The sequence below is a fragment of the Pelovirga terrestris genome (assembly GCF_014773365.1).
GTDB lineage: Bacteria > Desulfobacterota > Desulfuromonadia > Desulfuromonadales > Geopsychrobacteraceae > Pelovirga > Pelovirga terrestris.
On record NZ_JACWUN010000001.1, the window covers coordinates 277,262 to 303,979 of the forward strand.

Annotated in this window: 32 protein-coding genes and 1 tRNA gene; 6 read left to right on the forward strand and 27 right to left on the reverse strand. The window is 50.9% G+C overall.

Annotation, left to right across the window (positions count from 1 at the left end; all coding sequences use genetic code 11):
- Window positions 1–42: 42 nt before the first annotated feature.
- From ICT70_RS01225 to ICT70_RS01240, 4 genes are all read right to left on the reverse strand, one after another.
- Complete coding sequence (locus ICT70_RS01225) at window positions 43–549, reverse strand: gamma carbonic anhydrase family protein (RefSeq protein ID WP_191153558.1); 507 nt, start codon at window positions 547–549, stop codon at window positions 43–45.
- Window positions 550–663: 114 nt separating this feature from the next.
- A complete protein-coding gene (locus ICT70_RS01230) occupies window positions 664–939 on the reverse strand; it encodes an HU family DNA-binding protein (protein ID WP_191153559.1) in 276 nt (91 codons plus the stop codon).
- Between the two features lie 97 nt (window positions 940–1,036).
- Complete coding sequence (locus ICT70_RS01235) at window positions 1,037–1,603, reverse strand: helix-turn-helix domain-containing protein (protein WP_191153560.1); 567 nt, start codon at window positions 1,601–1,603, stop codon at window positions 1,037–1,039.
- Between the two features lie 22 nt (window positions 1,604–1,625).
- Complete coding sequence (locus ICT70_RS01240) at window positions 1,626–2,186, reverse strand: helix-turn-helix domain-containing protein (RefSeq protein ID WP_191153561.1); 561 nt, start codon at window positions 2,184–2,186, stop codon at window positions 1,626–1,628.
- Between the two features lie 209 nt (window positions 2,187–2,395).
- On the opposite strand from ICT70_RS01240, the gene secG reads away from it, so the two are divergent.
- Together secG and ICT70_RS01250 are read left to right on the forward strand one after the other, a co-directional pair.
- Complete coding sequence (gene secG, locus ICT70_RS01245) at window positions 2,396–2,713, forward strand: preprotein translocase subunit SecG (protein ID WP_191153562.1); 318 nt, start codon at window positions 2,396–2,398, stop codon at window positions 2,711–2,713.
- A gap of 63 nt (window positions 2,714–2,776) precedes the next feature.
- Window positions 2,777–2,863 (forward strand) — tRNA-Leu (locus tag ICT70_RS01250).
- Between the two features lie 114 nt (window positions 2,864–2,977).
- Here ICT70_RS01250 and ICT70_RS01255 read toward each other — a convergent pair.
- The 23 genes from ICT70_RS01255 to ICT70_RS01365 form a co-directional block, all read right to left on the reverse strand.
- Window positions 2,978–3,586 carry an L-threonylcarbamoyladenylate synthase gene (locus tag ICT70_RS01255; protein WP_191153563.1) on the reverse strand — a complete coding sequence of 203 codons (609 nt, stop codon included), beginning with the start codon at window positions 3,584–3,586 and terminating at the stop codon, window positions 2,978–2,980.
- A 16-nt stretch (window positions 3,587–3,602) separates the two neighbouring features.
- Window positions 3,603–3,875: an HP0495 family protein gene (locus ICT70_RS01260; RefSeq protein WP_191153564.1), complete on the reverse strand. Its 273-nt coding sequence runs from the start codon at window positions 3,873–3,875 to the stop codon at window positions 3,603–3,605.
- Entirely contained in the window at window positions 3,875–4,333 is a 459-nt protein-coding gene (gene dut, locus ICT70_RS01265; RefSeq protein WP_191153565.1) for a dUTP diphosphatase, read from the reverse strand. The genes ICT70_RS01260 and dut overlap by 1 nt, the downstream gene beginning before the upstream one ends.
- 92 nt (window positions 4,334–4,425) lie before the next feature.
- Window positions 4,426–6,525, reverse strand: a complete 2,100-nt coding sequence (gene pnp, locus ICT70_RS01270) for a polyribonucleotide nucleotidyltransferase (RefSeq protein WP_191153566.1) — start codon at window positions 6,523–6,525, stop codon at window positions 4,426–4,428.
- A gap of 178 nt (window positions 6,526–6,703) precedes the next feature.
- Window positions 6,704–6,970, reverse strand: coding sequence for a 30S ribosomal protein S15 (gene rpsO, locus ICT70_RS01275; protein ID WP_191153567.1), 267 nt, complete (start codon window positions 6,968–6,970; stop codon window positions 6,704–6,706).
- Window positions 6,971–7,194: 224 nt separating this feature from the next.
- The gene (truB, locus tag ICT70_RS01280; protein WP_191153568.1) at window positions 7,195–8,094 is read right to left on the reverse strand and encodes a tRNA pseudouridine(55) synthase TruB; all 900 of its coding nucleotides are present in this window, start codon (window positions 8,092–8,094) and stop codon (window positions 7,195–7,197) included.
- Between the two features lie 7 nt (window positions 8,095–8,101).
- Window positions 8,102–9,055 (reverse strand): DHH family phosphoesterase, encoded by a 954-nt coding sequence (locus ICT70_RS01285; RefSeq protein WP_224746723.1) that lies wholly within the window; start codon window positions 9,053–9,055, stop codon window positions 8,102–8,104.
- Window positions 9,042–9,398, reverse strand: coding sequence for a 30S ribosome-binding factor RbfA (gene rbfA / locus ICT70_RS01290; RefSeq protein ID WP_191153569.1), 357 nt, complete (start codon window positions 9,396–9,398; stop codon window positions 9,042–9,044). The genes ICT70_RS01285 and rbfA overlap by 14 nt, the downstream gene beginning before the upstream one ends.
- Window positions 9,395–9,697: a DUF503 domain-containing protein gene (locus ICT70_RS01295; protein ID WP_191153570.1), complete on the reverse strand. Its 303-nt coding sequence runs from the start codon at window positions 9,695–9,697 to the stop codon at window positions 9,395–9,397. Before ICT70_RS01295 ends, rbfA begins: the two co-directional genes overlap by 4 nt.
- Window positions 9,698–9,712: 15 nt before the next feature.
- Window positions 9,713–12,481, reverse strand: a complete 2,769-nt coding sequence (gene infB / locus ICT70_RS01300) for a translation initiation factor IF-2 (protein ID WP_191153571.1) — start codon at window positions 12,479–12,481, stop codon at window positions 9,713–9,715.
- The gene (locus ICT70_RS01305) at window positions 12,481–13,068 is read right to left on the reverse strand and encodes a DUF448 domain-containing protein (protein ID WP_191153572.1); all 588 of its coding nucleotides are present in this window, start codon (window positions 13,066–13,068) and stop codon (window positions 12,481–12,483) included. Before ICT70_RS01305 ends, infB begins: the two co-directional genes overlap by 1 nt.
- Window positions 13,069–13,077: 9 nt before the next feature.
- Window positions 13,078–14,274 (reverse strand): transcription termination factor NusA, encoded by a 1,197-nt coding sequence (gene nusA, locus ICT70_RS01310; RefSeq protein WP_191153573.1) that lies wholly within the window; start codon window positions 14,272–14,274, stop codon window positions 13,078–13,080.
- A 211-nt stretch (window positions 14,275–14,485) separates the two neighbouring features.
- Window positions 14,486–14,962: a ribosome maturation factor RimP gene (gene rimP, locus ICT70_RS15060; RefSeq protein WP_191153574.1), complete on the reverse strand. Its 477-nt coding sequence runs from the start codon at window positions 14,960–14,962 to the stop codon at window positions 14,486–14,488.
- A 189-nt stretch (window positions 14,963–15,151) separates the two neighbouring features.
- Window positions 15,152–15,916, reverse strand: a complete 765-nt coding sequence (locus tag ICT70_RS01320; RefSeq protein ID WP_191153575.1) for an RNA methyltransferase — start codon at window positions 15,914–15,916, stop codon at window positions 15,152–15,154.
- A 27-nt stretch (window positions 15,917–15,943) separates the two neighbouring features.
- Window positions 15,944–16,327 carry a RidA family protein gene (locus ICT70_RS01325; protein ID WP_191153576.1) on the reverse strand — a complete coding sequence of 128 codons (384 nt, stop codon included), beginning with the start codon at window positions 16,325–16,327 and terminating at the stop codon, window positions 15,944–15,946.
- Between the two features lie 18 nt (window positions 16,328–16,345).
- Window positions 16,346–18,496, reverse strand: coding sequence for a RelA/SpoT family protein (locus ICT70_RS01330; RefSeq protein ID WP_191153577.1), 2,151 nt, complete (start codon window positions 18,494–18,496; stop codon window positions 16,346–16,348).
- A 95-nt stretch (window positions 18,497–18,591) separates the two neighbouring features.
- Window positions 18,592–18,798, reverse strand: coding sequence for a DNA-directed RNA polymerase subunit omega (rpoZ, locus tag ICT70_RS01335; protein ID WP_191153578.1), 207 nt, complete (start codon window positions 18,796–18,798; stop codon window positions 18,592–18,594).
- 175 nt (window positions 18,799–18,973) lie between these two features.
- A complete protein-coding gene (gmk, locus tag ICT70_RS01340) occupies window positions 18,974–19,609 on the reverse strand; it encodes a guanylate kinase (protein WP_224746724.1) in 636 nt (211 codons plus the stop codon).
- The gene (locus ICT70_RS01345) at window positions 19,602–20,480 is read right to left on the reverse strand and encodes a YicC/YloC family endoribonuclease (RefSeq protein ID WP_191153579.1); all 879 of its coding nucleotides are present in this window, start codon (window positions 20,478–20,480) and stop codon (window positions 19,602–19,604) included. The genes gmk and ICT70_RS01345 overlap by 8 nt, the downstream gene beginning before the upstream one ends.
- A gap of 66 nt (window positions 20,481–20,546) precedes the next feature.
- Complete coding sequence (locus ICT70_RS01350; protein ID WP_191153580.1) at window positions 20,547–21,884, reverse strand: UDP-glucose dehydrogenase family protein; 1,338 nt, start codon at window positions 21,882–21,884, stop codon at window positions 20,547–20,549.
- A 270-nt stretch (window positions 21,885–22,154) separates the two neighbouring features.
- Complete coding sequence (locus ICT70_RS01355) at window positions 22,155–23,522, reverse strand: MBL fold metallo-hydrolase RNA specificity domain-containing protein (protein ID WP_191153581.1); 1,368 nt, start codon at window positions 23,520–23,522, stop codon at window positions 22,155–22,157.
- A gap of 257 nt (window positions 23,523–23,779) precedes the next feature.
- On the reverse strand, window positions 23,780–24,202 hold the full coding sequence (locus ICT70_RS01360) for a putative toxin-antitoxin system toxin component, PIN family (protein WP_191153582.1): 423 nt from the start codon (window positions 24,200–24,202) through the stop codon (window positions 23,780–23,782).
- Complete coding sequence (locus tag ICT70_RS01365) at window positions 24,199–24,420, reverse strand: AbrB/MazE/SpoVT family DNA-binding domain-containing protein (protein WP_191153583.1); 222 nt, start codon at window positions 24,418–24,420, stop codon at window positions 24,199–24,201. The genes ICT70_RS01360 and ICT70_RS01365 overlap by 4 nt, the downstream gene beginning before the upstream one ends.
- Window positions 24,421–24,854: 434 nt before the next feature.
- Here ICT70_RS01365 and ICT70_RS01370 point away from each other — a divergent pair, with 434 nt between their 5' ends.
- The 4 genes from ICT70_RS01370 (at window position 24,855) to ICT70_RS01385 (ending at window position 26,493) form a co-directional block, all read left to right on the forward strand.
- A complete protein-coding gene (locus tag ICT70_RS01370) occupies window positions 24,855–25,079 on the forward strand; it encodes a type II toxin-antitoxin system Phd/YefM family antitoxin (RefSeq protein WP_191153584.1) in 225 nt (74 codons plus the stop codon).
- Entirely contained in the window at window positions 25,067–25,465 is a 399-nt protein-coding gene (locus ICT70_RS01375; RefSeq protein ID WP_191153585.1) for a type II toxin-antitoxin system VapC family toxin, read from the forward strand. Before ICT70_RS01370 ends, ICT70_RS01375 begins: the two co-directional genes overlap by 13 nt.
- A gap of 390 nt (window positions 25,466–25,855) precedes the next feature.
- On the forward strand, window positions 25,856–26,092 hold the full coding sequence (locus ICT70_RS01380) for a DUF6364 family protein (RefSeq protein ID WP_224746725.1): 237 nt from the start codon (window positions 25,856–25,858) through the stop codon (window positions 26,090–26,092).
- Window positions 26,089–26,493: a PIN domain-containing protein gene (locus tag ICT70_RS01385; protein ID WP_337906499.1), complete on the forward strand. Its 405-nt coding sequence runs from the start codon at window positions 26,089–26,091 to the stop codon at window positions 26,491–26,493. The genes ICT70_RS01380 and ICT70_RS01385 overlap by 4 nt, the downstream gene beginning before the upstream one ends.
- Window positions 26,494–26,718 lie beyond the last annotated feature (225 nt).

Sequence of the window (26,718 nt, forward strand, 5' to 3'; positions counted from 1 at the left end):
CAGGGATCCTGCCACTTAAAGTTAATTGGTTTTTGTCTAATTTTAGCTTTCGTAGGTCTTTACATATTCAAGGTAGTTGTTCGCCGATTGAAGTAAAAAAGCCACTTCTTTGTCCGTCAATTGCCTTTTATAGCGCGCCGGCGAACCGGCATAAAGGGTGCCGGAAGGAACACGTGTGCCGGGGGTTACCAGAGCACCGGCAGCAATCATGGCATCGTCTTCAATAACAACCCCATCCATGACAATCGCTCCCATGCCGATCAGACAACGATTACCGATAGTGCATCCGTGCAGGGTCACATTGTGGCCGATGGTTACATCATTACCTATGATCGTCGGATGGGTTTTATTGGTTACATGAATGACGGTTCCGTCCTGCACGTTGGTGCGCTCACCGATCCGAATATGATGAACATCTCCGCGCACCACAACGTGGTACCAAAGACTGGAGTATTCGCCAATTTCAACGTCGCCAATAATTTCGCTTGAGCCAACCCGAAAAACCGTATCGTGAAGGCGCGGGATAACACCCTGGTAGTGATGCAACATAAGAAAATAACTCCTTGAAATAAAAAAGACTTACAAAAACAACAGGGCCCGATCACAACCGTGATTGGGCCCAATATTGAAGGTCAATGCGCAAGGATATGGCGACTCGATCGACTAACGATCTACTCGTTCTCGCAATCCTTTACCGGCCTTAAAAAAGGGCAGCTTTTTTTCTTCAACCTTGATGATTTCTCCAGTTTTTGGATTGCGCCCCAGATAGGATTTATAATCCTTCACCATGAAGCTACCAAAACCCCTGATTTCGATGCGATCTCGATCGACCAGGGACTGGGACATTGAATCGAAAATAAGATTGACGATTTGCTCAGCCTTTTTATAGGTAAGATTCTTTTTCTGCGATAAAGCCTCAACCAGTTCTGATTTGTTCATTGACCCCCCTTAAAGAATCATGGCATCGATGAATGGGCGGATTTATTGAAAATTTTATTAAACTATACACCAAGTTGCGGCGCTTCTCAACCATCATTCAAATTATGGTAAAGGGGGATAAGGTCCAGATAACCTTGGCGTCAGCATCGCCACAATTTTCCCAGCGATGGGGCAAATGGGACTTAAAACACAGGCTGTCACCACGCGTAAGGATAAATTCCTCATCAACAATGGTCATTCTGAGTTGCCCCTCCAGGATATAAATCAACTCGTCACCAGGGTGATACATGTTTTTGACACCGCTTTGTCCCCCCTTTTTTACGGTACAGTAAAACGACATAAACTGCGGATCACGCAACCTCGAGGTGAAGGATTCCGTGTGCATGTTGTATTCATCATCATAGACGGTCTTATCACGATCACCTGGTCGGGTAAAAACAACTTCGTGGGACGTACTGACATCTTCCACAAAATAATTGATACTTTTATCGAAAACGGTTGCCAGACGCATGAGAATTTCAACCGAGGGGGTGGTCAAGCCACGTTCGATCCGCGAAATCATATTGGATGAAACCTGTGATTTTTCTGCCAGCATCTGGATCGTCATGTTTTGCTTTAAGCGAATTTCTTTGAGTTTCTTCCCGACAATTTTTTTTATCTGCATATAATCCGTTCCATTTTATTATTCATACATTGGGAGGCGGTGAAACAACCCACAGCACCCTGGAATGATGCGAACTGTTGTTTTTCCAGCGATGGGGTATAGAGGCTTTAAAAGCAATCGAATCACCTTCGTTAAGCACATACATGTTGCCATCGATAAAAAACTCCAACGAGCCCTCAAGAACCATCGCAAACTCCTCTCCGGTATGAATCATTCCTCCTTCGCCACTATCACAAAAAGGTTCCAGCATATCAATAAACACTGAAAAACCGGGATCGCGTAATCCTTGCATTAAACTGCTGATCTGATGTTTGTCTTCAAAGAAAAAAACCGGCTCACCCCGTCCGGCTGGGGTAAAAACGACCCCACTGCCCTTTTCCGCCTCTTCGACAAAGTAACTCAAGCTCATCCCGAGGGCGTCGGCTAGTTTCATCAGGATTTCTACTGAAGGCGTTGTCAAACCACGTTCAATCCGTGAAATCATGTTTGAAGAAACTCGCGAAAGGTTGGCAAGTTCTTGAATTGTTTTGTCTCTTTTTAGACGTGATGATTTAAGTTTGCGACCGATAAGCTGTTTAACCATGACAGGCGACTCCAGTGAAAATAGAATAGGGTTCTATCACTGCCAACAAGGCTTGTCAACCCCTATATGAGACAATCCTTACCTCTTCTGGTATGAGGTTGTAAAAAGAATGAAAAAAACGGAAGATACTTGAAACAAAGGTTTGCATCAATGATGATGTTTATGATAGTTTTCTGCGGTTGCGTGGATTCAATGGAGGAATTCTTTTCATGATCAGTATTTTGATTGGCATACACATTCTGGTTTCTATTGCTCTGGTTGTTATTGTTTTGCTGCAGATGGGCAAAGGGGCACAAGCTGGCGCATCTTTTGGAGCCGGCAGCAGTCAAACCATGTTCGGGTCATCCGGTGGCAATGTCATGACGAAAATAACCGCTACCGTTGCAGTAATTTTTATGCTCACAAGTCTTTCCCTGGCATATTATTATGGTTCGTCAGCTTCTAAAACCATCATGCCCGGAACAGTGACAGCCCCGGCATCAAGTGCCCCGATCCAACCGACAACAAATGCGACACCCCAGCAATAGAACAATGCATTGCAAGTTTTTGGTTGACAACAAAAGAAGCAATTCAGTATAAAACCTGCGCTTGCCGAAGTGGTGGAACTGGTAGACACGCCATCTTGAGGGGGTGGTGACCAACTGGTCGTGCGAGTTCGAGTCTCGCCTTCGGCACCAACAGACAAAAAAACCCGATCACGAGAGTGGCCGGGTTTTTTTATTTTGTATCTGTTCTGCGCAGGGTCCGTGAATAATTACATTTTTTTCATATCCTGATTTTTACTGTGAGCGCTACTCAATCCAGGAGGTGTCACCACACCCTTGGCGCAGAACCTCGATCTTGTCGTCAAGCAGGCTGATTACCGTTGAAGCCTCATCCATCAGGATTCCTCCATCAACCACCATATCGACCAATCGCCCCATACTGTTGTTGATTTCGTAGGGATCGGCAGGTGTTGTTTCTCCGGTAACATTGGCGCTGGTTGTCACCAGCGGCTGCCCCAGTGCATTAACAATGGCATGACAGATGGCATTATCGGGAATTCTAACGCCGACGGTTTTCTGCTTGGTACTCAATGAATCAGGAACAATCTTGGAGGCTTCAAGCACAAAGGTATAGGGACCGGGAAGATGGCGCTTCATGATTTTAAAGGCAAAATTGCTGACCTGGGCATAGTTGGAAATTTCCGCCAGATCCTTACAGATAAAGGAAAAAGGCTTGCGGCTGTCGCGCTGTTTTATCTGAAAAATCTTTTTGACCGCCCTGCGATTAAATATGTCACAGCCGATACCATAGGTGGTATCGGTCGGATAGACGATAACCCCGCCCTGCTTCAGGCAGGTAACAACTTGATCAATTAACCGTGCCTGCGGATTTTCCGGATTAATAGACAAATACATGTTTCACTCCTTAGGCTCATAACAACATTTTCAATCCAGCAATCGTCTTTAACTCTGAGTAGATAGCAGTTAATTGGTTGGGGCTGTAAACAGTCAACACAACAGAGACCGATTGGTAGGTGCCATGACGGCTTGACTGGCTCCGTACAGCTTCCGTCGTTACCGGCGCGTGAACCCTGATGGCCTCAACCACAGCGCGACAAAAAACCTCACCACCCTCACCGATCGCCTTAAACTGATAATGACAAGGGAACTCCATCAAATCTTCGGGACCAGATGGACCACTCATCAGTTATTCCGATCCGTTGTGCCTGTGTGACCAAACCCTCCAGACCCACGCTCGGTCGAATCCAGATTTGAGACTTCGAGCAGTTGCGCCTGAACCACTGGGGCCACAACCAGTTGCGCGATACGATCCCCGGGTTTTATTTCAAATACATCACGGCCATGATTGATCACAATGATTTTAATTTCCCCTCGATAATCGGCATCAATGGTTCCCGGGCTGTTGACCAAGGCAATGCCATGGTTGATTGCCAGGCCCGAACGCGGACGCACCTGAATTTCAAAGCCAACCGGTATCGCTACAGCAATACCGGTTGAGATCAGGCAGCGTTCACCCGGCGCCAGCAAGATCGGCTCATCAGGTTCGGCACAGATATCCATACCTGCTGACAGGTGCGTCATATAGCGTGGCAACTGGGCCGAAGGTTTTATCCTTTTAATTTCAATCACCGGGTTTTTCACAGATGGCACCCTCAAATAAACGATGGCCGCAAAAAAAGTCAATTCTTCTGCGGCCATCGATGCTGATGTTATATTGCTACTGCGGACGCAGATTAGCCCTCTTCAGGCATGTCGGCTCCAAGGGCCGCTTTGCGGGACAACTTGATCTTGCCCTGACGATCGACACCGATACATTTAACCAGAACCTGATCTCCTTCTTTGATTACATCGGTTACATTGCGAACACGCTCATTGGCGAGTTCTGATACATGAATCAGGCCGTCGGTACCTGGGAAAATTTCAACAAAAGCACCAAATTCCATGATCTTTTTGACCGTCCCCATATAGAGCTTGTCGACTTCAGCTTCCTGGGTCAGATCACGAATCATCTTGATTGCCATCTTGGCTGCCGCTCCATCAGCTGAAGCAATGTTGATGGTACCATCATCCTGGATATCGATGGAACAACCAGTCACTTCAATAATGCCACGAATATTTTTACCACCCGAACCGATAACCGTACGTACCTGATCCTGCTTGACGCGGATACTGGTGATTTGTGGCGCATATTTGGACAGCTCCGTGCGCGGTGCCGATATGGCCTTGGCCATTTCTCCCAAAATATGGATACGACCGGCTTTAGCCTGCTCAAGCGCCTGCTGCATAATTTCTTTGGTCACACCGGAAATCTTGATATCCATCTGCAGGGCGGTAATGCCACGGGCCGACCCGGTCACTTTGAAATCCATGTCACCAAGATGATCTTCATCACCGAGGATGTCCGACAGGACCGCAATGTCATCGCCCTCCTTAATCAGTCCCATGGCGATCCCGGCGATCGGCTCTGAAACCGGCACGCCGGCATCCATCAGGGCCATGGAGGCACCACAAACCGATGCCATGGACGATGAACCGTTTGATTCGAGAACCTCGGAAACGATCCTCATGGTGTAAGGGAATTTTTCATATTCAGGCAAAATCTGGGCAGTACTGCGTTCAGCAAGCATTCCGTGACCGATTTCACGCCGGCCGGGGAACAGGCGCATGCTGGTTTCACCTACACAGAAGGGGGGGAAGTTGTAATGCAACATGAATTTCTTGAATTCCATCCCCTGGACGTTATCCATGCGCTGCTCATCAGATGAGGTGCCCAGGGTAGCGGCAACCAGAGCCTGAGTTTCACCGCGGGTAAACAGAGCACTGCCATGGGCACGCGGCAAAACACCAACTTCACAGCTGATCGGGCGAATATCTTCCATCCCGCGACCATCGATACGTACCCGGTCTTTAGTAACACTGCGGCGTACAACGGTTTTTTCCAGGGAACCAAGAGCAGCGGAAATTTCTTCTTCACGCCCTTCAAATTCACCGGCCAGTTGCTCTTTAATCTCAGTGCGAATTACACCAAGGGCAGCATAGCGTTCCTGCTTGCTGCGAATGGCAACCGCTTCAACAATACGTGGCTCAGCCAAACTTTTTACCTTGTCGATCAACACCGGGTCTTTTTCTGCGACAACAAATTCACGTTTTTTCTGACCTACCAGTTTGGCAAGCTCCAGTTGCAGATCAATTAAAGGTTGTAAGGCATTGTGACCAAAGAAAATAGCGTCGAGCACTTCCTGCTCTGAGAGGAATTTTGACTCCCCTTCCACCATCATCACCGCATCACGGGAACCAGCCACAACCAGTTCGACATCACTGACAAGCATCTGCTCAAGGGTCGGATTGGCAACAAATTGACCTTCTACCCGACCAACCCGCACAGCCGCAATCGGGCCGGCAAAAGGAATATCAGAGACCTCTACGGCGGCCGATGCCGCCACCATTGCCAGAGTATCCGGATCGTTAATCAGATCGGCTGAAATAACCGTAGGCATAATCTGGGTTTCGTAGAGATAGCCTTTAGGAAACAGCGGGCGCATGGGGCGATCGATCAAACGACAGATCAGGGTTTCGCGTTCGCTGGAGCCACGCTCACGCCGGAAGAAAGATCCTGGAATCCGTCCACTGGCGTAGAATTTCTCTGAATAGTTGACGGTCAGTGGGAAAAAGTCCTGACCGGGGCGGATACTGTGACCTGACACCACGGTACAGAGCACCTTGGTCTCGCCATAGGTGACAATGACTGCGCCATGTGCCTGACGTGCCATTTTTCCTGTTTCAATCGTCAGAGGTTGACCATTGAAGGTTACTTCTACTTTATGATAAGCCATAAAACAACTCCTTGTTAGCACCGACCGGCAGCAGCCGGACGGTACCTTATGTGGTTATACGAAAAGGAGGATGGCCTGAGACAGCAACCGAATAAAGGTCGGATACTCTCTCCGGACAACCTCCACGACAAAAAACAGACTGAAGCGGCATACCTGAGATCAGGCATGCCGCTTCTTTTTAACGACGCAAGCCGAGGGACTTGATCAGGGCCCGATAGCGTTCAACATCCTGAGCGACCAGGTAGCTGAGCAGACGGCGGCGCTGGCCAACCATTTTAAGCAGACCACGACGGGAGTGGTGATCCTTTTTGTGGGTTTTGAAATGGTCGGTCAGGTAAGTGATCCGCTCTGTCAGCAGAGCTACCTGCACCTCAGGTGAACCGGTGTCACCTTCATGGCGTTTGTACTGATTAATAATTTCCTTTTTACGTTCTGTGCCGAGCACTGCTGTCTCCTTTATATTGTTGTTCAATTAAGATGGCACCGCAAAAAAGCGCCAACTGCGATGTTGCTGCAATTGCCGGTTTTTACTTTGCCATCACTTAAATGGCTTTCTTGCGAAAGCATCAATTAAGCCAGTGGCGTGGCTATTAAAAACATCCCTAAGACCTTGAAGATTTACCATAGTTAAGTTGCCAATGTAAAGATTAATCTCCGACAAACTGGTCCTTAAAAAACCCGTATCAAACGGAAATCACCACGTTTTTCGGTGGGACGCAGCGGTTGATAATCAGCCACAGCAACGAGCCGGTGTTCCTGATCTAGCAGGCGTACCCGCTCCCCATCGGTCAGTGGCTGCTGCAGCCGGCACTGCGCTTCCTGCGGGGGTATGCCGAAAGTCAGAGACACAAGCGCAGGCTCATCCAGTTCAACGGCAGGAAAATCTGCCAGGGCGTCACTGTAACTTAACAGAGCATCAGCCGGGCGATCCAATTGTTTGAGATCATCAAGGCGGCGACACTGATCGATAGTGAAGCGGCCGCTACGCAACCGACACAATTCCGTCAGATGAGCGCCACACCCAATAGCGGTCCCCAGGTCATGTGCCAATGAACGAATATAGGTTCCCTTTGAACAGTCGACCTCGATAGTAACAAAAGGGGAAGCAACAGCAACAACGGTCAGGCGTTCAATGGTGATTGAACGATTTTCCCGCTCAACCTCCAGCCCTTGACGAGCCAGCTTGTAGAGGGGCACTCCATCCCGTTTAAGAGCAGAATACATCGGGGGTTGCTGTTCAATTGGGCCGCGAAAAGCCGAGCAGAAACGATCGATAGAGTCAATGGTAAGAGGTGGCACCGGCTTTTTGATCAGTTCCCGCCCCTGAGCATCATAGGTGTCGGTAGTTTCACCAAGTTTCAGGATAGCGCGATAACTTTTATCGTCAACCAACAGAAACTGCAATATCTTTGTCGCATCCCCAACCGCAACAATCAGGACGCCGGTAGCCATCGGGTCAAGGGTGCCGGCGTGACCGACCTTGCGGGTAGAGAAAATCCGCTTTACCTGGCGAACAACATCGTAAGAAGTCAGCCCTTTTGGTTTGTCAATAAGGAGGATTCCGTGCACAAAAAAATCAATTCAGCAACAGATCAAGATGACGATAGAGTTCGCTGCGCGCGACGTCAAGTGATTCGGCAGGAATACGTGCGCCGGCGGCGTTGTGATGGCCACCGCCACCCAATTGGCGCGCCAGGGTACCAACATCAATATTCCCCCGTGAGCGAAAGCTGACCTGATAGATTCCATCAGCCTGTTCTTTGATAAACAAAGCGATCTCAACACCTTTAACCGCACGGGCATAATTCACAAAACCATCAGATTCCTCTGAGGTCGCTCCTGATTGGACAAGAAACTCCTGTTTTAAAGAGACCGACGCGTAACGACCACAGGCTGAGATATCCAGGGTGTTCAGCACCAATCCCAGCAGGCGCATGCGGGTACCGGGGAAACTTTCATAGAGACTGCTGGCAATTTGCCATGGATCAACACCGCACTCCACCAGGATCCCGGCCAGTTCAAACGCTTCCCGGTTAGCGCTGGAGTAGCGAAAGGAACCGGTATCATCAAGCACACCTACATACAGCGCCTTGGCGACATCAATATCGAGGGGCAAATGACCGGCATCAAGCAGACGATAAATCAATACCGCGGTAGCACTGGCTTCCGTGTCAAGATAACAGATATCACCAAAATCAGAATGGGGATGATGGTCGATATTAATCAGCAGATCACAATGCTGCTGCAGAGGAATACCGGCCCGCTTGAGCTCACCGGCATCCAGCAGAAAACCGACATCGAAGCTCTCATCAGGGGCAAGACAGGTGGTAACTGATTGGCTTTCGGGAAGAAAGGACAGATGGGCCGGAACCCCATCAACATTGAACGCAACAACGTCCTTTCCCATTTTTTTCAAAGCCAGGGTCAGGGCCAGGGTTGAACCGATGGCATCACCATCCGGACTTTCATGGGAAGCAATCAAAAAGCGCTGTGATGTCCGTATGCTGCGAATAATATCATTCAGAATCATGCAAATCACCCTGTACCTGACGAAGAAGTTCGTCAATCCGCTGACCCTTACTGACGGATTCATCAAACTGAAACCTGATTTCCGGCATAAAGCGCAGCCTCATGATCTGACTCAGTTCGCGACGGATAAAAGGAGCGGCGCTTTTCAGGCCGGTCTCAGCTTCCTTGCGTTCATCAGGATCGGCCAAGGTGAAATAGATTCTGGCCAGACTGATATCGCGGGAGACCTTGACCCCGGTCAGGGTCACTGCGGCAACGCGCGGATCTTTGATACGTTCAAGCAGCAGTAAGCTTGTTTCTTTGAGAATCTGCTCGCCTACGCGCTCAGGGCGAAAACTACTCAATGTAATAGTTCTCCATAGTGGATAAGTTCTGTTTCCGAATCGATCATTTCAACCGATCCGGAGGTCTCAATCTTTGTTTCAAGCCGGCGAAGCACCGAGTCAATCAATTCTTCACTGGTTGAAACGATGCAGGCACCGATAAGCGAGCGTTGCAGCAGGTCGTTATGACCGACCTCAGCTACTGAAACCGGACAAGATGTGCGCAGCTGATGAAGCAAACGCTGAATCACCGAGCGTTTCTGCTTTAACGACTGCACACCATGCAGACGCAGATCAAAGCGCGCGGTACCAACTATCATATCTGCCCCTGGTTGCTACAGTGACGTTTTTACCTCTTCAATGTCAAAGGCTTCGATCACATCACCCGTTTTTACATCGTTGTAATTTTCCAGACCAATTCCACATTCATAGCCGGTCAGGACCTCTTTGACGTCATCCTTGAAGCGCTTTAAGGAACTGAGCTTGCCTTCCCAGACCACAACATGGTCACGGATCAGGCGCACCCTGGAGTTGCGAACAATCTTGCCGTCAATAATGTAACTTCCGGCAATGGTGCCGACCCGTGAGACATGGAAGGTGTCACGTACTTCAGCCCGGCCAAGATGTCTTTCCTTGAGGGTTGGCGCCAGCAGACCTTCCATCGCATCACGCACGTCATTCACCGCATCGTAAATGACACTGTACAGACGAATATCAACCTTTTCGTTGTCGGCCAGGGTTCTGGCTTTGGTTTCCGGCCGGACGTTGAAGCCGAGAACTATAGCGTTAGACGCTGTCGCCAAGGTGATATCACTTTCAGAAATGCCGCCGACACCGGTATGGATAACATTAAGACGACAGTTGTCGGTAGCAAGCTTTTCAAGCGCATCGCGTACCGCTTCCACCGAGCCTTGAACGTCAGCTTTAATGATAACTGCCAATTCCTCGATGGCACCTTCCTGCATCCGGGCAAACAACTGCTCAAGAGAGGCCTTGCTGCTCTTGGCAAGGTCAAGTTCGCGTTGTTTCGATTGACGATGCTGGGAGACCTCCTTGGCAGATTTTTCCGATTCTACCGCATGGAAAGTATCGCCGGCATCGGGGACCCCGCCCAGACCAGTGACTTCGACCGGAAACGAGGGTCCGGCTTCTTTCACCGGGCTACCATTGGCAGCCGTCATCGAACGGACCCGACCATAGTGTAAACCGGCAATAATAGAATCGCCAACTTTGAGGGTGCCATCCTGAACCAGTACCGTTGCAACCGGACCGCGGCCCTTGTCAAGACGTGCTTCAACAATGGAGCCTTTGGCACGCTTGCCGGGACTGGCCTGAAGTTCAAGAACTTCAGCCTGAAGCAGGACCATTTCCAGCAGCGACTCAAGATTCAATTTCATCTTTGCTGAAACCTCAACAAAGATGGTCTCACCGCCCCATTCTTCAGGAACAAGCTCAAATTCGGTCAGATCCTGTTTGATTCTTTCCGGATTCGCTTCGGGCTTGTCAATCTTGTTCACCGCGATGATGATCGGTACGCCGGCGGCCTTGGCATGATTGATCGCCTCTTTGGTTTGCGGCATAACACCATCATCGGCAGCCACAACCAGGATAACGATATCGGTGACACCAGCTCCACGGGCACGCATTGCGGTAAAAGCTTCGTGGCCGGGGGTATCAAGGAACGTGATCTTACGTCCGTCGAGGTTGACATCGTAGGCACCGATATGCTGGGTAATCCCACCGGCCTCCCCTTCGGTGACATTGGCTTCACGGATAGCATCCAGCAGGCTGGTCTTGCCATGATCGACGTGACCCATAATGGTAACCACCGGAGGACGGGTCACAAGTTCTGCGCTGCTGCTCTCTTTTTCCTTCGGCAGTGCAACATCAAGTATGGTTTCTTCATCAAAAGCTATATTTTCGACCTCATAGTTGAACTCTGAAGCCAGAATCGCCGCTGACTCATAGTCAAGGGGATGGTTGATCGTCACCATCGAACCCTGCCGCATCAATTCCGCAATCAGTTCTTTTGCCTTGACGCCCATCCGTTTGGCCAGTTCACCAACGGTAATCGAATCACTGATCTTGATAATCCGTTTGATCGCTTTACTGATGGTAACTTCGGTATGCTTGGTGGTTTTTGAACCTTTGCCACCGCGTCTTTTCTTTTGACCGGCGCGACCCGGCTCAAACACCTCGACCCGACGACCACGACGCGAAACCTGACCTTCATTTTGCTCAAACTCGCCATCATTACGGCGGCCTTTTTTGCGTTTCTTGGTGTTCCTGCCTTCTTTTTCCGGCAGCGGTTGTTCTATCGGCAACGGTGTTGACAGATCGGCCCGTGTCCGTGCTTTAGCTGGTGCTGGAGCGCCAGGGCGTGTCGCGGTGCCCGGACGTGCCGGCGCACCGGGGCGAGCAGGTGCGCCAGGTCGCGCCGGACGTGCCGGACGTGCCTGCTGCACGGGACGACGCTGGCCCGCTGGAGCTTTGCGTGGCAACTCAACGTGCCCAAGAATCTTGGCACGGTCTTCAGTAGCATCCTGCGTTTCAGGCTGCATGCCGGGCTGGGGGCTGGCGGCGGCGGAAGTATCTTGTGCGGCTCCGGCACCGGCATCTGCTGTCTTTTCCGATGGTGGCGTAACTTCGGCAGCGCTGACTGTTTTTTGAACTGTTTGCGTAGCACTCGCTGATTCGGTTTTGGCAGAAGGTGCAACCGGCGGATCGTCAACCACGCTTGGCGCATCCTTGCTTCCTGCAGGTGGTGCGGGTACGTCTTCAGATGCTGCAACTGGTGCAGGGGTGATTGCGACAGAAGGTTGTTCAGAGGAGTCTTGCGCAGTTTCAGGCTCTTTTGCTGGAACCTCTTCCGGTTCTTGAGCGACAACAGTACGCCGGCGCCGGATCAGTCCTGGTTTAATTCGCTCTTCTTCAACTTTTTCCTGGGGTGGATTGTTGAATTTTTCGAATTTATGCATATCCTCATTACTCAAGGAACTGGCATGAGAGGCAACATCGACACCGGCCTCAGCGAGTTTTGCCAGTAGATCTTTGTTTTCAATGCCTAATTTTTTTGCAAGTTCGTAAACTCTGACCTTGACCATCAATTCTCCCTTACCAGTTCATACCTGTTCAATTCACTCTTGAGTAATGTTGCCAGCTCACCATCCTGGATCGCAACGACACTGCGCTCTTGTTTACCCAACATCTGCCCGAGTGATACCTTGTCAAACAACTGTGTGCAAAAAATCTGTTGCCGTTTTGCGGTACGGTCAATTTTCTGTTTCATATTTTCGGTGATATCTGTCGTCATGACCACAACCGTTGGCGGCGCGGGACCCTTTAACGTATCCAGCACCATGTTACTACCGGCGATCAGCTGCCCCGCCTTGCGCGCCATCAGGATCAACCCTTTGATGCGCTGAAAAAGTGCCCGCCGTAATTGGCCATGTAGCTCAGACAACTCAAGCGGCTGCGTGATGGCACCAAAGCCCCGATGGAAACTCTTTCTTTTAACGGCTTGCGCCGGACACTGCAGATTAAAGCAGGTGTAAAGGCCGCGGCCAGGCAATTGCTGCCGATAATCGACCACAACCTGACCCTCCGGAGCAAGGACAAATCGCAGGAGCTGTTTTTTATCGGCGACCGTGCGGCAGGCGACACAGGTGCGCTGGGGCTGACTTACGCTCATTACTGCCGGCTACACCTCATCCGTGTCGGAATCAGCCGCAGGCAACTCTTCCTCACCCTTTACCGCATCATCTTCATCCGTGACAGCGGCAGGCTTCTCTTTGTTGCTGGGTGCAAACAGATCCTCTGCGGCCTGGCGCTCAGAGGATACCGGTTCTTCATCCTGGTCCTCCTCCTGGGCACGTGACTCACTTTTAATGTCGATTTTCCAGCCGATCAACTTGGCAGCCAACCTGACATTCTGTCCCTTTTTGCCGATCGCCAGCGACAGTTGATCGTCGGGAACGATAATTTCCATCGCCTGATCTTCATCGTCAATATAAACGCGTGATACTTCTGCCGGGGCCAGAGCGGCGCAGGCAAAACGTGCCGGATCATGGGTCCAGGGAATAATATCGATACGCTCGCCCCGCAACTCAGTCACCACATTCTGAACCCGGGAACCACGCATGCCGACACAGGCACCCACCGGATCAACATCAGGATCGTGAGACAGCACCGCCATTTTGGCTCGACTGCCGGGCTCACGCACGGCGGCCTTGATCTCTACAATACCCTCGGCAATTTCCGGTACCTCAGAGGTGAACAGGGAGATCAACAGTCCTGGATGGGTACGCGACAGAATAATCTGAGGGCCCTTGGCCGACAATTTAACTTCAGAAATATAGGCACGAACCCGATCAGATTGACGGTAGTTTTCCCGCGGAACCTGTTCACGGCTGGGCAGCAAGGCCTCGGCCCGTCCCAGGTCGACAATCAGATCGCCACGCTCATAGCGACGGACAATACCGTTCACCACTTCACCGACCCGATCACTGAATTCGTTGTAAATCCCTTCGCGTTCAGCTTCACGAACCTTCTGAATAATCACCTGCTTGGCGGTCTGGGCGGCAATCCGGCTGAACGAACCGGCTTCCATCATCATTCCGAGAGAGTCACCAATTTCAACATCCGGGTCAACTTCCCGCGCTTCACTGATATCAATTTCCTTGTAGGAATCGACAACCTCATCAACGACTGTGACAAATTCAAATACTTCGACTTCACCAATCTCCGGGTTGAAGTGCGCCTCAAGATCACGGGTGTTTCTGAACTTCTTGTTAGCAGCAGACAAAACTGCAGACTCCAGCGCATCGATCAAAACATCGCGATCGATCCCTTTGTCTTTAACAACCTGATCGATGATGTGATTAAGGTTACCCACCATCCTACAATACCCCTTCAAGTGTGATGCGGATGCACAATGCATCGGCAAACGTTTAAAATTGATGGCGTCGCAAAAACTCACCAACTGCTGCGTTGCCACCATAGTCTCACTGTTTCAACGTACATAAGTACGACTCATTGCTCAACCATGGCGCGCCTTACATTTGGCGCTCTTTACCTATCCACCCAACCTGATACTTTTTACGAAAGCATCAAAATTCAGGCACCAGATGTGCCGCATCAATATTGGAAAGTGAAACGCGCACCTCAGTTTGACGATCCTGCAACGCAATCACGATATCATCCTGCTCCAGCGCGATCAGCCTGCCGCTGATGGTTTTTCTACGCTTATCCGTGCCAGCGACAGCTATCGGATCAATTGTTTTAATTTTCACCAGATGATCGGTAAAGCGTTCAAAATCAGCACGTTTTTTTAGCGGACGATCCAACCCGGGAGAGGACACCTCAAGGTTGTAGGTCGTCGGGATCACATCGTCCACATCCAGCAGGGAGCTGATCTGACGACTGGCAGCAGCACAATCGTCCAGGGTGATTCCCCCTTCCTTGTCAAGGAAGAAACGCAGCACCCAGCCTTGCGGTTCACGCCGATATTCGATATCCACCAGTTCAAGATTCATTTCCTCAAACAACGGCAGCACCAGAACTTCAATTTTTCCAATCAGGTCCATCTTGCACCTATTTTGACATAAAAAAAAGCGAGCCGCGAAGCTCACTTTACAAAATCACCGTAAAACGTAGCCCTTTTACCATGCAAAAGAGCCAAATGCAAGGAAAATCTGGATAAAAGCAGAATGCAGAAGATAGGATACAGGAGGCAGGAGGATTAACACCAATATTCCCAATTCTATATTCTTAATTCAATCTTTTGCGCCTCTTTTTCCCTTCTTAATACCCGTAGCAATATCGATCTGATTGAACATGCCGCGCAGGATTCTGACTTCGCGCTCATTGAGACCGGCGCGGCCGAGAATACGGCGATAGGTGCGCATGATGTGATCGGGGTTCTGCGGGTTAAGATAGTCGATATTCAGTAGCGATTCCGTCATGTGCCGGTAAAGGGCTTCGAGTTGCTGGTTGTTTGCCAGTTTCTTGCGTCCGTGCGGTTGGCCCGCGAGCTCCCCCGCTCTTTTGTAAACTTCATAGAGACAAACAACAACGGCTTGCGCAAGATTCATTGAAGGCAGCCGAGCGTCGGTCGGAATCGTGACAAAGTGCTGGCACAGATCAAGCTCCGAAGTAAAGAGTCCCTTGTCTTCACGCCCAAAGACCAGAGCACAGGTGCTTTCAGGCTCCAGGTTAAGCATCAGATCCGCAGCCTCATCGGGGTGGAGCATCCCCTCGCGGTAGCGGCCAAAGCGCCGGGTAGTGCCGATACTTAAGGAGCAATCAGACAGGGCCTCCGGCAGTGACGCGTAGATCGTCGCCCGCTCAAGCACCTCAGCGGCCTTGACCGCCATATTACGGGCTTCACGTCCGAGGTGATCGACCTGGGGGTTTACCAGCCGCAGATCGGTTGCCCCATAGTTGTACATGGCACGACAGACGGAACCAACATTACCGGCCCCCTGCGGTTCAACCAGAACGATGACCGGGCGGTTGGTAGCTAATAGCTGATCTGACATTTTATCGTTTTATCCCTGGAAGCTGTCTCAGCTCAATCCGGCAATGCCGTCAATTTCCACCAAAGCACCCTTCGGCAAGGCCGTCACTTCAACCGTGGCCCGCGCCGGGGGACGATCACCCAGGTAGCCGGCATAAATGTCGTTCACCACCGGAAAATAGCTAAGGTCCGTCAGATAGATAGTTGTTTTAACCAGATCGCCGTAGCCTGCTCCGGCCGCCTTCAACACTTCACCCAGGTTCTTCATGACCTGCCGCGTCTGCTCTTCAATCCCCCCGTCAATCATTGCCCCGGTGGCGGGATCAAGGGGGATCTGGCCAGAGCAGAATAGCAGATCGCCGGCCTGAATTGCCTGCGAGTATGGACCAATGGCAGCAGGTGCTGCCTCGGTGGAAACAACTTTGTTACTCATACACACCCCTTTACGTCATCAGTTTTTGAGTCGATCAACCCGCGTAACCCCCTTAACCTTCTTGATTTCGCGAATAACCCGGTTCAGGTGTTCAAGATTTTCAACATCAACAACAAACAGGTTGTTGCCTTTCTTGTCGCCGCGGGCATGAACCGTGGCACTGACAATATTGGCATCAGCCTGACTGATGGCCCCGGAAATGCCCACCAGCATGCCTTTCTGATCCTCACAAACAACCCGAATCTTGACCGGACGCAGGGTTTTGCGCTGCATATCCCACTCCACGTCAATCCGCCGCTCCGGATCACTGGTCTGAACCTGCAGACAGTCAATGGAATGGACCGTGAGGCCCCGACCGCGGGTAATAAAACCGGTAACCGGTTCCCCCGGCAGCGGATTACAGCAATGGGCAAAACGCACCATCACATTGTCGATACCACCAATCAGAATAGCACTTTGGGATGGGCGTTTTGAGGCCTTATTCTGGCCATCATCAGCACCAGTGCGCTGGGCATCACCGGCCTTTTCATCCCGCGGAATAATGTGGGAGACAACCTGCCCGGGAGAGGTTTTACCGTAGCCGACCGAGGCGAACAGATCATCGGTTGTGCGATAACCAAATTCTGAAGCCGCCTGCTCCAGCTGACCGGACATCAAGGCACGTTTGAGACTGAGGTGGTGCTTGCGCAGCGCTTTTTCCAACAATTCGCGCCCCATGAGGATACTTTTTTCGCGCTGTTCGGCTTTGACCCACTGACGAATTTTATTACGCGCTTTGGAGGTTTTGACAAAGGCCAGCCAGTCCTTGCGCGGAGTCTGGTGGCCGGCAGTCATCACCTCAACAATATCGCCATTTCTCAATTCGGTTTTCAGTGGTGACAGCTTGCCGTTGATACGTGCGCCGACACAATGGGAACCGACATCGGTATGAATAGCGTAGGCAAAATCCACCGGCGAAGATCCACGAGGCAACTCCTTTACCTCACCCTGCGGGGTAAACACATAGACTTCTTCAGGGAACAGATCGATGAAAGAGGACTCTTCAGCAGCATGATCACTGACATCCTGTTGCCACTCCATCACCTGGCGCAACCAACTGAAACGCTGGTCATCGCGACCAACCGCCGGCACCGGCCCACCTTCTTTATATTTCCAGTGGGCAGCTACCCCCTCTTCGGCAATACTATGCATCTGATGAGTACGAATCTGCACCTCCATCCGCTCGCCGAAAGGACCGAGGACCGTTGTATGCAGCGACTGGTACATATTGGATTTAGGCATGGCGATATAATCTTTAAAACGCCCGGATATGGGTTTCCAGGTCGCATGAATCAGCCCGAGAACTTCGTAACATTCCCGTACCGAATCGACCAGCACCCGAAAAGCAATCAGATCGTAGATTTCATCCAGATCAACTCCGGTGCGTTCCATTTTGCGATAGACCGAATAAAAATGTTTAAAACGTCCGGTCACATCCCCTTCAAGCTGGTTGTCAACCAGTAGTTTGCGGATCTGCTCACCAACCTTGGCAATATAATCGCCCCGTTTTTCCTTGTGGGTTGTGATGCGCCGGGTCAAGGCTGCGTACTTTTCCGGCTCAAGCACCTGGAGGGACAAATCTTCAAGTTCTGCTTTAAGCCAGCTAATGCCCAGACGATTGGCCAGGGGTGCGTAAACCTCCAGAGTCTCCCGCGAGTAGGATTCTTTTCTGGTTTGGGCACAGGCCTGAATAACACGCATGTCACTCAGTCGATCCGCCAGATACACCAGCACCACACGCAGATCCCGCGCCATGGCGACGAACATCTTGCGGAAGCTTTCAACCTGACCGCGATTTTTTTGACGATAGGGAATGCTGCTGATCTTGTGTCCAGCTTCAATCAGTTGAAACACTTCAGCACCAAAGAACTTTTCTATCTCAGTGCGGGAGGCATCGGGGGTATCGATCAGATCATGAAGAAGGCCGACCAGAATAGTCGTCTGATCAACCTTCAGACGCGTAAGAATAGCGGCGACTTCAAGGGAATGCTGCAGATAGTCGCGACCATCGGGGGTTTTCTGGTGACGGTGGGCGTGTTCAGCCAGGGCACAGGCCCGATCGAACAGGATTCGATCGGCCTGAGGGTAATAACTGGAAAACTGGGAAAAAACGGCGTCTCGTGTAAGCATATCGGAACCGGGTCAGACGCCCGACCATGGTAACCTGCCAGCCGAATCGTCTTGAAAAAGTGGCAACTGCCGTCTTCTTAACACTCAGCGTGGTGCTAGTTTCTGCGTACAGGGATATCAAACTCTATCTTATTGGCGGCAATTTCACGCAAAGCAACAACCACCTTCTTGTTGGCGGCTTTATTGTCAATCAACGGTTCTCCACCCTTATACAACTGCTTCGCGCGCTTGGCGGCCACCATGGCCAATAAAAAGCGGTTGGGAATAACTTCCAGACAATCTTCGACGGTGACGCGTGCCATATCTTTCTCCTTAATTGATGGTCTTCTTTATGCCTTTGACCCGACCTGGACATATCGGCTTTTTGTGTTGGTGTAGGGGCGCGGTTTCCGCGCGCTGGGCGGAGTTTTCCCGCCCCTAATTACCCGACAATCTGTTGCAACAACTCTCCCGAGGCTGGGCGGGGCAACCCCGCCCCTACTTAATGATTTGCTGCAACAACTCTCCCGAACGCACACTGCGACAACGCTCGGCAGTAACAATCGATTTGATTTTATCAACAGCGCTGGTGAGATCGTCGTTCACGACCAGATAATCATACCACACTGCCTGCGCGATTTCTTCACGTGCCACTTCGTGGCGACGGCGGATCACCTCATCACTATCCGTACCACGAGACCGAAGTCGCCGTTCCAGTTCGCTTAAGTCAGGGGGGAGAATAAAGATAAAGACCCCCTGTGTACAATTCTTTTTTAACTGTGCTGCGCCTTGGTAATCGATATCGAGCAGCAAATCAATCCCCTGTTCAGTAGCCTGCTCCAGGGTGTTAAGCGCTGTACCGTAGAGGTTACCGTGAACTCGCGCCCACTCGGCAAACTGGTTCGCTGCGATCATCCGTTCAAAGACCAAGTGATCAACAAAGTGATAATCAACCCCGTCCCGCTCACCGGCACGCATGGAGCGCGTTGTAAACGAGACAGACTGCCCTATTTCCGGAAAGGTGTCAATCAGTTCGCGGCACAGGGAAGTTTTTCCAGCACCTGACGGCGCCGACACGACAAACAGAATACCCTCACGCTGATCTTCATTACCCAAAGTTCTGCCATTACTCAATGTTCTGCACCTGTTCCCTGATCTTTTCAAGTTCCGACTTCAATCCAACCACATAACGGGTCAGAGTCGCATCGTTCGATTTAGAACCCATGGTATTGGCTTCACGGTTGAGTTCCTGTACCAGAAAATCCAGCTGCCTGCCGACCGGCTCAGGGGTATCCATCAACTCACTGAACTGATCAAGATGACTACGAAAACGTACCAGCTCTTCACTGATATCACAGCGGTCAGCAAAAACAGCGATTTCCTGCGCTACCCGCTGCGGATCCATTTCCGTACCGTTCTGCAAACGTGTCAGGCGCTCGTTTAATTTACGTTGCCACTCCAGCGGAACCGTCGCAGCCTGGGCTTCAATATTGCCAAGTATCTCCCTGAGCAGTCCCAATCGCTCAACCATATCGACAGCGGTTGCCGCACCTTCGGCACTACGCATGCTGACAATAGCAGCAAGAGCATCCGCCAGTGCGGCTTCAAGACAAGAGAGGATCTCCGCTTCCACGACTGATACATCTTCAAGCTTGATGACATCCGGCAGAGACGCCAGATATTCCAAAGGAACAGCGCCGGCAACCCCTTCAAGATCTCCAAGAGCCTGCAATGCCTCCAGGTAGGCCGCTGCCAGGCTCTGGTTAACTACCGGCTTGACCGTCGCTTGGGCGTTGTTATTCTGGGTTACATAAATATCAATTTTGCCGCGCTTGAGAACCGCCCCAACCTGTTTTTTAATGTGCGTTTCAAAAGGTGTCACCAGCCGCGGAGCCTTGATATTCATATCGGCATAACGGTGATTAACCGCCTTGATTTCCACCGTAAAAGACAGATTGTCCCGTTGCGCCTGCCCGCGCCCATACCCGGTCATACTTTTGATCATCTGGTTTCCTTTGTCTGAATATAATACAACGTAAGGGCGCGAATCATCGCGCCCTGCTCTGGCCGGTTACACCAAGCGCCCGACCCCCACATACCCAAAACCGGCGCTCCGAATTAATGCGGGGTCATACTGATTACGGCCGTCAAAAATCAGGCGCTGTTTCATGGTCCGGCGCATGGCATCCAGGTCCGGAATACGGAACGGTTTCCACTCGGTCACCAGCAACATGGCATCAACACCTTCAAGCGCCTGGTATTGGTTATCCACCAGCCGCAAGCGGCCGGAGGCAAACCACTCTGCGGGCAGCTCACGGGCGGCTGTTTCCATCGCCACCGGATCATAGGCCAGAACATTCGCTCCAGCGGCCATCAGATCGGCAAGCAGCACCTTGGCAGAAGCCTCGCGCATGTCATCGGTGCCGGGTTTGAACGCTAATCCCCAGACCCCGAAGGTTAAGCCGGACAAGTCATCACCAAAATGCCGGCGGATCTGACGTCCGAACCATCCCTTTTGGAACTGATTGCGATTTTCCACCGACTGCAGCACCTGCGGTTCAAAACCAACCTGCTGGGCCATGCGGATCAAGGCCTGCACATCCTTGGGAAAACAGGAACCACCATAACCGCAACCGGGATAAATAAATGAGAAACCGATCCGGCTATCCGAACCGATTCCCCGCCGGACGCTTTCGACATCAACGCCCATCAACTCACACAGGTTAGCCATCTCGTTGATAAAAGAGATTTTTGTTGCCAGCATCGAGTTGGCCGCATACTTGGTCATTTCCGCATCACGCACGCCCATATAGATGGTGCGCTCATGATTGCGATTAAAAGGCGCGTACAACTGATGCATCATTTCGCGGGCACGCGGACTGTTGGTGCCGACAACAATCCGATCCGGCTTCATAAAGTCATCAATCGCCGCCCCTTCTTTTAAAAACTCCGGGTTGCTGACAACATCAAAGGTCAGATCGAGACCGCGATTATCCAGTTCCTGCTGTAGCGCTTCGCGAACCGTATCAGCCGTTCCGACCGGCACCGTCGACTTATTAACGATAACCGCATAATCGGTCAGCAACGAACCAATCTCTTTAGCCACCGCCAGCACATATTGCAGATCAGCAGAACCATCTTCCCCCGGCGGCGTACCGACAGCGATAAAATAAAGCTGGCACTCCTCCATCGCCTCCTGCAGATTGCTGGTAAAATGTAACCGACCTTCCGCATGATTGTTTGCCACCAGCGCATCCAACCCCGGCTCGTAAATCGGCAACCGCCCCTCTTTCAACCCTTCTATCTTTTCCTGATCGATATCAACACAATAGACCTGATTGCCCATTTCGGCAAAACAGGCGCCACTGACCAGCCCGACATAGCCGGTTCCTATAATCGTCAATTTCATGAAAAACCCTCGGAATGATTTAAAATTAAATACTTAAAGAGACCAAAAAACGTTGAAAGGATACCGCGCTTTAGCATGAAAGTGAAGAAAATACTACCGCTTAAGCGGTGTCTACCGCTTTGCGGTGTCATTGGTCTGCCGCTTAAGCGGCGTCCATCGCTAAAGCGATGTCACTGAGCTATCTTCGTTTTTGAGGACACACCGTGTATCCTCAAAAACGAAGATAGCTCAAAGATAGTTCACTACCCACTACCCACTACCCACTACCCATCAACCCGTAACCACAACCTTCATCCCCTCCCCCAGCTTCTGCAATTCCGCCTGCAACGCCACCTTGGCCTCCTTGTCACCATGAACCAGGTAAATGGTCTTCGGTTGGTGACGCATGCGCTTGATGAAATTTACCAGATTCTGCTGATCGGCATGGGCAGAATAGCCACTGATGGTATGAACCTGTGCCTTGATGTCGTAACGTTTGTCATCCAGAATCACATAACCACCGCGCGGCCCGTAGCTCTGGATCGCTCGCCCGGGTGTGCCTTCGGCCTGATAGCCGACAAAAAGAACATCGGTGCGCGCATCACCCAATAACGCCTTCAGATATCCAACGATCCGCCCACCGTTACACATCCCGCTGCCGGCAATCACAATGGCCGGGCGCGCGGTGCGCTGCAGATAGTCAACGGTATGGAGATGATCCTGATGGGAGTCGATGGTGATCAATTGGTCAAACGACAGGGGATGACGCCCCGCCGCGACCTTGCGACCGGCTTCAGCATCCCATAAATCCTTGAGCTGCCGATAGGCAGCGGTAAAGCGACTGGCCAGCGGTGAATCAACGATGATTTCCAGATCATCCCAGGACATGCCGGCGGCAACCTCCTCCCGCCGGCAGCGAAAGATTAGATCTTCCAGTTCATACAACAGCTCCTGGGTCCTGCCGATACTGAATGCCGGTATCAGGATAGCGCCACGATCGGCAAATGCCCGCTTGATCACCTGACGCAATAATTGGCGCCGCTGCCGACGATTGGAATGCCGACGATCACCGTAGGTACTTTCCAGAACGACCGTATCGGCGCGATAAGGTGCTCTCGGTGCCGGCAACAGTGGCGCGTAGGGAGCGCCCAGATCACCGGAAAACAGGAATCGCCGTCCCGACACATCACACTCAATATACGCCGACCCAAGGATATGTCCGGCGCGCTTGAACTTCGCCCTGATATCGGTGTCGGCGATATTTGCCCATTGGCCAAAAGGCACAGCAACAATACGTTCTTCGATCAACCGAAGAAAACGCTCCACCAGGCGCTGATCCCTAGTAAAGCCGATCTTGACCGCATCCTCCAGGACCAGCGGCAACAGCTGCGCCGAGGCCTCGGAACAATAGATAGGACCGGCAAACCCGGCAGCCGACAGATAGGGAATCCGCCCGACATGGTCAATATGAACGTGGGTAACCAACAGCGCCCTGATGTGATCAACTGGAAAATCGATCTCCAACGGCCGCTCATCCGCCCCCTGAAACAACCCGCAGTCGATCAGGATTCCGGAATCCTGCGTAACCTGCAGCTCATAACAGGAACCGGTCACCCCGCTGGTGCCACCGTGAAAATGTAGTTGTGGATATTGACTCATTGTTTCCCCCTCTTCATTCTGCCGCTAAAGCGGTGTCCTTTGTCCTTGGTCAGCCGCTAATGCGGCGTCATTGGTATAATCTATCGTGAACAGTAATCGGTAAAAACTTTAATGAACGATAAACAGTGAGCCGTGATCGGCAACTGCTTACTGCTCACAACTCACGGTTCACTAATTTCCCATTCCCTACTACCCACTACCTACTACCCGTTTTTTCTGCCCTTCCCTCTCCGCCTCTCCGTTAATATTTTTCCTCGCTACTCGCCACTTTCACAAACATACAACCGCAACTGACCGGGCGGCAGAACCTTAAAGGGACATAAATCCACCATTGCGAGCAAGTCCTGATCACCGGAGACTAATATATCCGCATGGCCGGCATAGGCAAGGTCGATAAACATCTGATCATCAGGGTCAGAACATATTGGCACAGCGACTCCTGACGCCGGCACTTTGACAACTGTGGTTAACGGCAAATATTCACCGAGCAAACCCTCAATGTCGACAGGCTCAAGTTGAAATTTAGGGTAACTTAAAACCCGCATCAATTCAGCGACAGTGTCCCGTGATACTAACGGATGTAATTCTGCCCACAATTGACGGATCCAGGCCGATCGACCATGAGCAAATAACAATGCCGAAACAACCACATTGGTATCAAAAACGACCCTCAAACTCATTTACGCCGGGCCCATTCAATGGCAGCAGTAACATCTTCTGCCACAATGCCCAGCTCAGCCAGCTTTTCCCGAACCTGATCCGCACTGCCCGGTCGAACCGGAAACAACAGGATCTGACCTTTCTCCTCGCGAACGTCAAAGTAATTTACACCGGGAAACTTGTCGACAATCTTCTTGGGCAATGTAATCTGGTTTTTACTGGTTTTTTTCGCCAACATAAACACCCCCAAAAGAAAGGATTCCTTACATTCGACATTCTATTACATCTGGAGTTTGAACGAAATAGCAATTTTAACGCCGGCGCAATGAAGTTGGTGTTACTCTCTGTCATTGGTGGCCGATGATGCATGCAGATGTTACGCAGATAAAACCGACACAATCAGGTAGTGGGTAGTGGGTAGTGGGTAGTGGGTAGTCTTAACCCACTACCCACTACCCGTTTTTCCCGCCCTTGGCTCTCCGTTAATGTTTTTTTTCCGCTTACTGCTCACCGTTCACCGCTCACCGCTCACGGTTTACTGATTTTATTACCCGTTTTTCCGCCCTTGCTTCATCACTCATCACTCGTCACTGCTTTCACACTCCCCATATACATTGACCACAGCATCTCTTTCATAGTAGACTAAGCCACCAGACTAAGGGAGAATGTCAAATGGAAACGATCAATATCCACGAAGCGAAAACCCACCTGTCCCGACTGTTGGCACGAGTCCATGCCGGCGAAGAAGTCATTATCTCTAAATCCGGAAAACCTTACGCCAAGCTGGTTCCAATCGACCTAGCGACAAAAAGAAAACCCGGAATTGCCAAAGGAAAAGTGACTGCCGATTTTTTTGAACCACTCCCCGAAGAGGAACTGGACGCATGGGAAAGTTGAACTTGCTACTGGATACCCATATTTTTTTATGGTGGTTGTTCGACGCGCCGGACTTGTCGGAAAAAATACGGGCGATGATCAGCTCAAGGGAAAACACCGTCTACATCAGCCCGGCATCGGTCTGGGAAATAGCAACGAAATACCGAATAGGTAAATTACCCCATGCCGATGCAGTAGCCAAAAATGTTCCCTACTGGATTGATCAAGCCGGCTTTACCCCCTTGCCGATCACTCCCGACCATGCCCAGCTAGCCGGCAGCTGGCCGCAACCACACCGAGATCCTTTCGACCGCATGCTCGCAGCACAGAGCAAACTCGAAAGCATGGCTCTGATCAGTGTTGATAAGCAGATGAAAATGTTTCCGATTCAGGTGATTGATAATTAAGGTGTCATTGGTCTGCCGCTATCGCGGCGTCTACCGCTGCGCGGTGTCCCTTGTCTGCCACTTCGTGGCGTCATTTGTCTACCGCTGCGCGGTGTCTGCCGCTAGCGCGGCGTCATTTGTAAAAGCTATGAGCGGTGAACGGTGAGCGGTGAACGGTAAAATCTTTAGATCAAAGGCCGGGCGGGCACAGGGACCCGCCCCTACGGTTTTCCTACTACCTACTACCTACTACCTACTACCTACTACCTACTACCCACTCCCTACTACCCGTTTTTCCGCCCTTTCCTCTCCGCCGTTAATTTTTTTCTACTCGTCACCGCTTTTGCCTACAAAAAGCCGTACATACTTGCTATAGTTGCCGTACAGAACCTATTTCAGCAGGAGATAATGATGCCGGCTCGCAAACTAACCATTCGGTTACCTGAAGAGGAGATAGAATTCGCAAAAGAATATGCCCTACGCAACGGTATCAGCGTCACGGAGATGATAGACCGCTACCTGAAAAATCTTCGTAAACAAACCAGGGCAGAACTCCATCCTGACATACAACGTTTCAGCGGCATTATCAGCAGTAACATTGACGCTGAAATTGCCTACCACGAAGCACTGGAAGAAAAACACCGGTGAAAATTCTTCTTGATCTCAATATCCTGCTTGATGTTGTGCAAAAGCGTCAGCCCCACTACCAGGCTTCGGCAGCCATTCTGGATTTTGCCATCAGAAATCAATGCTGTTGTATATGTGCTCATCAGATAACAACCCTGTATTACCTGGTCAATAAATACGCTGACCATCAACAGGCATCTGAATTGCTGGACTGGCTGCTGCAGAATGTCACCATCATACCGGAAAACAAGGAAACCTTTTTGCAAGCCAGAGTGCTGGTTTTCAGGGATTTTGAAGATGCCGTAACGAGCGCAGCCGCTCAACAACAGCAATGTCAATTTATTATCACCCGCAATGGCAAGGACTTCAAAAAATCACCCATACCCGCCTTGAGTCCATTGGAGTTTTTGGCGATGCAGTAATCGCTGAAGCGGTGGCAGCCGCTGCGCGGGCCCTTTCCTCTCCGCCGTTAATGTTTTTCCTCGCTACTCGCTACTCGTCCCCGCTTTCAACCCTTGCCTTTTTATTCTGTAGACTAATCACCCAAAATCATATAGCTCAAAAACAGTAGCGGTGTTAGAAAGACAGGATACAGGAGTTAGAATTCAGAATTTAGTTAACTGGTATATTTCAAGTGTCAGGTTCTT

What these genes read in the sequence shown, in the direction of transcription:
- rimP (WP_191153574.1), bottom strand. Translation starts at nt 14,962, where the DNA reads ATGGACCTGATTGGAAAAATTGAAGTTCTGGTGCTGCCGTTGTTTGAG.
- ICT70_RS01320 (WP_191153575.1), bottom strand. Translation starts at nt 15,916, where the DNA reads ATGTCAGATCAGCTATTAGCTACCAACCGCCCGGTCATCGTTCTGGTT.
- ICT70_RS01365 (WP_191153583.1), bottom strand. Translation starts at nt 24,420, where the DNA reads ATGTTGGCGAAAAAAACCAGTAAAAACCAGATTACATTGCCCAAGAAG.
- ICT70_RS01325 (WP_191153576.1), bottom strand. Translation starts at nt 16,327, where the DNA reads ATGAGTAACAAAGTTGTTTCCACCGAGGCAGCACCTGCTGCCATTGGT.
- ICT70_RS01360 (WP_191153582.1), bottom strand. Translation starts at nt 24,202, where the DNA reads ATGAGTTTGAGGGTCGTTTTTGATACCAATGTGGTTGTTTCGGCATTG.
- secG (WP_191153562.1), top strand. Translation starts at nt 2,396, where the DNA reads ATGATCAGTATTTTGATTGGCATACACATTCTGGTTTCTATTGCTCTG.
- ICT70_RS01240 (WP_191153561.1), bottom strand. Translation starts at nt 2,186, where the DNA reads ATGGTTAAACAGCTTATCGGTCGCAAACTTAAATCATCACGTCTAAAA.
- nusA (WP_191153573.1), bottom strand. Translation starts at nt 14,274, where the DNA reads ATGGTGGGTAACCTTAATCACATCATCGATCAGGTTGTTAAAGACAAA.
- ICT70_RS01355 (WP_191153581.1), bottom strand. Translation starts at nt 23,522, where the DNA reads ATGAGTCAATATCCACAACTACATTTTCACGGTGGCACCAGCGGGGTG.
- ICT70_RS01255 (WP_191153563.1), bottom strand. Translation starts at nt 3,586, where the DNA reads ATGTATTTGTCTATTAATCCGGAAAATCCGCAGGCACGGTTAATTGAT.
- ICT70_RS01370 (WP_191153584.1), top strand. Translation starts at nt 24,855, where the DNA reads ATGGAAACGATCAATATCCACGAAGCGAAAACCCACCTGTCCCGACTG.
- ICT70_RS01330 (WP_191153577.1), bottom strand. Translation starts at nt 18,496, where the DNA reads ATGCTTACACGAGACGCCGTTTTTTCCCAGTTTTCCAGTTATTACCCT.
- ICT70_RS01295 (WP_191153570.1), bottom strand. Translation starts at nt 9,697, where the DNA reads ATGATAGTTGGTACCGCGCGCTTTGATCTGCGTCTGCATGGTGTGCAG.
- infB (WP_191153571.1), bottom strand. Translation starts at nt 12,481, where the DNA reads ATGGTCAAGGTCAGAGTTTACGAACTTGCAAAAAAATTAGGCATTGAA.
- rpoZ (WP_191153578.1), bottom strand. Translation starts at nt 18,798, where the DNA reads ATGGCACGCGTCACCGTCGAAGATTGTCTGGAAGTTATTCCCAACCGC.
- ICT70_RS01285 (WP_224746723.1), bottom strand. Translation starts at nt 9,055, where the DNA reads ATGATTCTGAATGATATTATTCGCAGCATACGGACATCACAGCGCTTT.
- ICT70_RS01260 (WP_191153564.1), bottom strand. Translation starts at nt 3,875, where the DNA reads ATGAGTGGTCCATCTGGTCCCGAAGATTTGATGGAGTTCCCTTGTCAT.
- ICT70_RS01230 (WP_191153559.1), bottom strand. Translation starts at nt 939, where the DNA reads ATGAACAAATCAGAACTGGTTGAGGCTTTATCGCAGAAAAAGAATCTT.
- pnp (WP_191153566.1), bottom strand. Translation starts at nt 6,525, where the DNA reads ATGGCTTATCATAAAGTAGAAGTAACCTTCAATGGTCAACCTCTGACG.
- ICT70_RS01345 (WP_191153579.1), bottom strand. Translation starts at nt 20,480, where the DNA reads ATGATCAAAAGTATGACCGGGTATGGGCGCGGGCAGGCGCAACGGGAC.
- ICT70_RS01235 (WP_191153560.1), bottom strand. Translation starts at nt 1,603, where the DNA reads ATGCAGATAAAAAAAATTGTCGGGAAGAAACTCAAAGAAATTCGCTTA.
- ICT70_RS01305 (WP_191153572.1), bottom strand. Translation starts at nt 13,068, where the DNA reads ATGAGCGTAAGTCAGCCCCAGCGCACCTGTGTCGCCTGCCGCACGGTC.
- ICT70_RS01375 (WP_191153585.1), top strand. Translation starts at nt 25,067, where the DNA reads ATGGGAAAGTTGAACTTGCTACTGGATACCCATATTTTTTTATGGTGG.
- ICT70_RS01350 (WP_191153580.1), bottom strand. Translation starts at nt 21,884, where the DNA reads ATGAAATTGACGATTATAGGAACCGGCTATGTCGGGCTGGTCAGTGGC.
- ICT70_RS01225 (WP_191153558.1), bottom strand. Translation starts at nt 549, where the DNA reads ATGTTGCATCACTACCAGGGTGTTATCCCGCGCCTTCACGATACGGTT.
- ICT70_RS01380 (WP_224746725.1), top strand. Translation starts at nt 25,856, where the DNA reads ATGCCGGCTCGCAAACTAACCATTCGGTTACCTGAAGAGGAGATAGAA.